This is a genomic window from Saccharomonospora iraqiensis subsp. iraqiensis (assembly GCF_000430445.1).
Taxonomy (GTDB): domain Bacteria; phylum Actinomycetota; class Actinomycetes; order Mycobacteriales; family Pseudonocardiaceae; genus Saccharomonospora; species Saccharomonospora iraqiensis.
The window spans coordinates 35,380-40,481 of record NZ_KE387090.1; the positions used below are offsets into that span (position 1 = coordinate 35,380).

Annotated in this window: 6 protein-coding genes; 4 read left to right on the forward strand and 2 right to left on the reverse strand. The window is 72.1% G+C overall.

Annotation, left to right across the window (positions count from 1 at the left end):
* Positions 1–510: alpha/beta fold hydrolase (locus tag ACTIR_RS0112400; protein ID WP_026454530.1), on the forward strand; the 510-nt coding region annotated here is incomplete at its 5' end.
* 126 nt (positions 511–636) lie between these two features.
* On the opposite strand, the gene hsaA is transcribed toward ACTIR_RS0112400, so the two are convergent.
* Positions 637–1,842 carry a 3-hydroxy-9,10-secoandrosta-1,3,5(10)-triene-9,17-dione monooxygenase oxygenase subunit gene (gene hsaA / locus ACTIR_RS0112405; RefSeq protein WP_084789471.1) on the reverse strand — a complete coding sequence of 402 codons (1,206 nt, stop codon included), beginning with the start codon at positions 1,840–1,842 and terminating at the stop codon, positions 637–639.
* 135 nt (positions 1,843–1,977) lie between these two features.
* On the opposite strand from hsaA, the gene ACTIR_RS0112410 reads away from it, so the two are divergent.
* From ACTIR_RS0112410 to ACTIR_RS0112420, 3 genes are all read left to right on the forward strand, one after another.
* On the forward strand, positions 1,978–3,132 hold the full coding sequence (locus ACTIR_RS0112410; RefSeq protein WP_026454532.1) for a Rieske 2Fe-2S domain-containing protein: 1,155 nt from the start codon (positions 1,978–1,980) through the stop codon (positions 3,130–3,132).
* Positions 3,132–3,428: a hypothetical protein gene (locus ACTIR_RS23060; protein ID WP_034239706.1), complete on the forward strand. Its 297-nt coding sequence runs from the start codon at positions 3,132–3,134 to the stop codon at positions 3,426–3,428. Before ACTIR_RS0112410 ends, ACTIR_RS23060 begins: the two co-directional genes overlap by 1 nt.
* A 112-nt stretch (positions 3,429–3,540) precedes the next feature.
* Positions 3,541–4,329, forward strand: coding sequence for an SDR family NAD(P)-dependent oxidoreductase (locus ACTIR_RS0112420; protein ID WP_026454533.1), 789 nt, complete (start codon positions 3,541–3,543; stop codon positions 4,327–4,329).
* A gap of 168 nt (positions 4,330–4,497) precedes the next feature.
* Here the strand turns inward: ACTIR_RS0112420 and ACTIR_RS23065 are convergent.
* The coding region (locus ACTIR_RS23065) for an SDR family NAD(P)-dependent oxidoreductase (RefSeq protein ID WP_052583858.1) at positions 4,498–5,102 on the reverse strand (605 nt) is incomplete at its 5' end.

Sequence of the window (5,102 nt, forward strand, 5' to 3'; positions counted from 1 at the left end):
GGGACGGTCACCTTCTACCGGGACCATCCGGACGAGGAGGCCGTGGCCGCCGCGCTGCCGTTCCTGCCGATCCTGCTGCACGGCGCCGCGGCCGCCGACGACCGCGTCGACCCGGACGCGCTGCTGACCGACGAGGCGGCGCCGCTGATGACCGCGGCCCGCACCGGCTGCATGGACACCGTCCGGGAGAGCGCGGCCGAGGTGGACCCGACCGCGCTCTTCCGGCCGGACGCGGACCTGAGCCCGGTGACCCGGTACTTCGCCACCCAGGAACCGGCCACCGTCACTCCCCGGGTGCCGACCCTGGTCGTGCAGGGCACCGCGGACGCACTCGCCCCGAAACCGGCCACCGACCGGCTGGTGGACACGCTGTGCGGGCGCTACCCGATGATCGACTACGCGGTGTACGAGGGCAGCGACCACCGGGAGACGGTGGCCGACTCCCTCCCCGACGTCCGCCGCTTCGTCGACACCGTCCGCGCCGGCGACCGCCCCGACACCCACTGCTGACGCTTCCGCCGCCCCGGGTGTCGCGTGCGGGGCACATTCGCTGCGTGTGGCGCAGGGAATGTGCCCCGCACGGCACCGGGCGCAGGAAAAGTGCCCTTCACGGTGACACCGCGGTGACGCGAGGGGTCAGACGAGGTTGTCCTCGACGGGGAGGCCGAATTCGCCGCGGCCGAACAGGGCCAGGCCGCGTTCGACGTCGTTGGCGACGTGGACGCTGCCCGCGTGGACGTCGCGCCAGGTGCGTTCCACCCGGTTGCCCCGCCCGAGCGAGCTGCCGCCCGCGGTTTTGAACAGCAGGTCGATCGCCTCGACGGCGCGTTCGGCCGCGCGGACCTGGTCCCGCCGGACCCGCAGCCGGGTGCGCAGCGGGATCGGTTCGTCGTCGCGGGCGTGCGCGTACACCTCGCCGAGGTTGCGGTCGAGCTGGAGTGCGGCCGCGTCGAGCTCGCTGGCGGCACGGGCGACGGCGGCCTGCACGAAGCCATCCTCGGCGAACCGGCCTCCACCGAGGCTGCGGCGTACCCGGTCCCGCATGGTGGTGAGGTAGTGCTCGTAACACCCCGCCGCCCCGCCGACCAGCGGGCTGGTCACCGCGGTGGTGAACACCGTGGCGAACGGCATCCGGTACAGCGGCCCGGGATTCACCCGCTGTCCCGGCCCGCGCAGCTGGGCCTGCTCGTAGTTGCGGATCACCCGGTGGGCGGGCACGAACACGTCCTCGACCACGAGGTCGTCACTGGCCGTGCCGCGCAGACCGACCACGTCCCACACCGGCACGATCGTGTAGTCGGTGTGCGGGACCAGCAGGGACAGGAAGTCGACCGGCCTGCCCGTGCCGTCCACCGCCATCGCGCCCAGCACCGCCCAGGAGGCGTACCCGCAGCCGGAGGCGAACCGCCACCGGCCGCTGAGCCGGTACCCACCGTCCACGGGCGTGAGCGTGCCCACCGGGGCGTAGGACGAACAGATCAGCACGTCGGGACCGTCGCCCCACACCTCGTGCTGGGCACGGTCGTCGAAGAGGCCGAGCTGCCACGGGTGCACCCCGAGTACGGCCGTCACCCAGCCGGTCGACACGCAGGCGCCGGCGATCTCGCGGACGGCGTCGGCGAAGTACCGCGGGTCGGCCTCCAGCCCGCCGTACCGGGCCGGCTGCAACAGCCGGAACACGCCGGTCGCGACGAGTGCGTCCATGGTCTCCGCGCCGAGTGAGCCCCGCTCGTCACAGGTCGGCGCGCGTTCGGCGAGCTCCGGCAGCAGTGCGCGCACCGCCGCCTGCACGTCCCCGGCCGTCGCCGGGGTCGTCGCGGGAATCCGGGAGGAGTCGGGCACGCGCCGATCCTGCGCGTCCGCCCGGGAGGATCGGAGCCGGACATCCCGAACAGTGGGACTCCTCCGCCCCCCGCCGCATCCGGCGACCTACCTTCACGATCGCAGGACTTCCGTCGGTGAAGGAATGGGATCCAAGTGACCACAGTCGAGTCGGCGAGCGACGACGTTCGCACCATCGAGGCCGAGGCCGCACCGACGCGGTTCGCGCGGGGGTGGCACTGCCTCGGCCTCGCCGAGTGGTTCCGGGACGGCGAGCCGCACACCATCACCGCGTTCGGCCGGAAGCTGGTCGTGTTCCGCAGCGAGAGCGACGACCGGTTGAACGTGCTCGACGCCTACTGCCGGCACATGGGCGGCGACCTCTCCCGCGGCACCGTCAAGGGGGACGAGATCGCCTGCCCGTTCCACGACTGGCGCTGGGGCGGTGACGGCCGCTGCAAGAAGATCCCCTACTCCCGCCGGGTTCCGCTGCGGGCCCGGACCTCCGCGTGGCGGACGATGGAGCAGGACGGGCTGCTGTTCGTGTGGAACGACCCGGAGGGCAACCCGCCTCCGGACGAGGTCACCATTCCCCGGATCGAGGGTGCCACCAGCGACGAGTGGACCGACTGGGTGTGGCACGAGATCGTGGTGGACACGAACTGCCGCGAGATCGTCGACAACGTCGTGGACATGGCGCACTTCTTCTACGTGCACTACTCGTTCCCGACCTACTTCAAGAACGTCTTCGAGGGCCACGTCGCGACCCAGTACATGAACGGCACCGCCCGCGAGGACGTGCAGCCGCCGAGCCGGGACGGCTCGAAACCGGCGCTGGTGGGCAACTCGTCGGTGGCGTCGTACTACGGCCCGTCGTTCATGATCGACGAGCTGACCTACCACTACGACCAGATGAACATCGACTCGGTTCTGATCAACTGCCACTACCCGATCACCGAGAACTCGTTCGTGCTGCAGTACGGCATCATCGTCAAGCGGGACAACCTCGGCGAGGCCGCGGACGCGGTGGCGAACAAGATGGCCGGCTTCATCGCCCAGGGGTTCGAACAGGACGTCGAGATCTGGAAGAACAAGGCCAAGATCGACAATCCGCTGCTGTGCGAGGAGGACGGGCCGGTCTACCAGCTGCGGCGCTGGTACCAGCAGTTCTACGTCGACGTCGCGGACATCGAGCCGGAGATGGTGGAGCGGTTCGAGTTCGAGCTGGACACCACCCGGCCGGTCGAGGCCTGGAAGCAGGAAGTCGCCGACAACCTCGCACACCGCGAGCAGGAGAAGCAGACCACCTGATGATTCGCGAGGACAACCGGCTCGCCGACGTGCCGATGACCCCCGTCCGGTGCCGCGAGTGCGGCACCACGGTGCACGCGCGCAAGGCGAGCTGGGAACAGACCAGCATCCAGTGGAACGCCACGGCGAGGGCCGAGTGCGCCGAGCGCCGCGCCTGCGCCGGGACCGGGAACGGTACGGAACCCACCGCCCGGTTCGCGACCTGCCACGCGCTGCGCGACTCGATCGACCGTGCGGCCGCGACCGGCGCGATCGAGGTGGGCGGGGCCGAGATGGACGGGGCCTCCGCGGGCTGAGACCGCGCCGGGCGGGTCGGAGCCGGCTCGGACGTGCGGAGGCGCGGGGAGACAGGGCGCCGGTCCCGCGCGCCGGGAATCGATCGGATCCACGAGACGAAAGCAGGACACGATGCGGGAGCAGTACGGCCCGTGGGCCGTCATCGCCGGCGGCTCGGAGGGCGTGGGGGCGGCCTTCGCCCACCAGCTCGCCGACGCGGGGATCAACAGCGTGCTGATCGCGCGCAAACCCGGGCCCCTGGCGGAGACCGCCGCGGCGGTGCGGGCCAAGGGGGTCGAGGTCCGCACCCTGGCGCTGGACCTCACCGACCCGGCGGCACCGGACGAGATCCGGACCGCCACCGACGACCTCGACGTCGGTCTGCTGGTGTACAACGCGGGCGCCAACAGCTACGGCCACGAGTTCGTCACCGGCGACCTGGACCGGATGCGCGAGGTCGTCGACCTGAACATCACCGCCCAGCTGGCGCTGACCCGGCATTTCGGGCAGCGTCTCGCCGAGCGTGGTCGTGGCGGCATCCTGCTGGTCGGCTCGATGGCGGGCTACCTCGGGCACGCCGAGGTCAGCGTGTACTCGGCCGCCAAGGCGTTCGGCCGGGTGTTCGCCGAGGGCCTGTGGCTGGAACTGCGCGAGCACGGGGTGCACGTCCTCGAACTCGTGCTCGGCGTCACCGACACCCCGGCGATGCGCCGCGGCGGGTTGAACCTGGACCTGCCCGGGCTGAACGTCGCCCGCCCCGAGGACGTGGCCCGCGAGGGCCTGGAGCACCTCGCGGACGGCCCGGTGTGGATCGCGGGTGGCAATCAGCGCGCGGTGGAGAAGCGCAACGGTTTCCCCCGGGCCGACGTGGTTCTCGGTGCCCACGAGGCGATGCGCCGCCTGCTCGACCCGGCCTCCTGAACCGGTCCCGTGTCGCGACGCCCCGTCCGCGACACGGGCTTCGGGACACGGACCCTCGGGACCCAACCCTCCCGGAACACCACCCGACACGGCCGGGACCGGCCTTCCCGCACCGTCGGCGGGGAGGCCGGTCTCCGCTGTGCGAACCGTCTCCGCCGGCGAACCGCCTCAGCTGTGCGAACCGCCGTCGACGCGGAGTTCCACGCCGTTGAGGTAGCCGCCGTCGTCCGAGCCCGCGAAGGCGATCGCGGCGGCGATCTGTTCCGGCTCCCCCGGCTCGCCCCACAGCGGGAAGGTGCGCCGGTACCAGCGCGTGTCGATACCGGCGTAGGTGTCCCGGTCCGCCGTCAACGGGGTCGCCACCCCACCCGGGGAGACCGGTACCACCCGGATGCGGCGCGGGGCCAGCTCCGCCGCCAGCGACACCGACAGCGACAGCAGCGCCCCCTTCGAGGCGGCGTAGCCGGTCATCCCCGGGTGTGCCTTCGTCGCCGCGGTGGAGGCGACGTTGACGATCACCCCGGTGGAATCCGGCACGTGCGGCAGGAGCTCGCGGCACACCACCGTGGGGGCGAGCACGTTCACCGCGAACAACGCCCGGTAGTCGTCGGTGTCGGCCGACGCGATCGGGGTGGTGCGCAGGGTGCCTGCGACGTTGGCGACCACGTCCACCCGGCCCAGGGTCCGCACCGCCGCGGCGCAGGCGGCCACGACCGCGTCCTCGACGGACAGGTCGGCGACGTGGGTGTGCAGCCGCGTGGTGGCCGCGGGCC

Excerpts from the sequence above, each read along its gene's own strand:
- ACTIR_RS23060 (WP_034239706.1), top strand. The coding sequence starts at position 3,132 with ATGATTCGCGAGGACAACCGGCTCGCCGACGTGCCGATGACCCCCGTC.
- ACTIR_RS0112420 (WP_026454533.1), top strand. The coding sequence starts at position 3,541 with ATGCGGGAGCAGTACGGCCCGTGGGCCGTCATCGCCGGCGGCTCGGAG.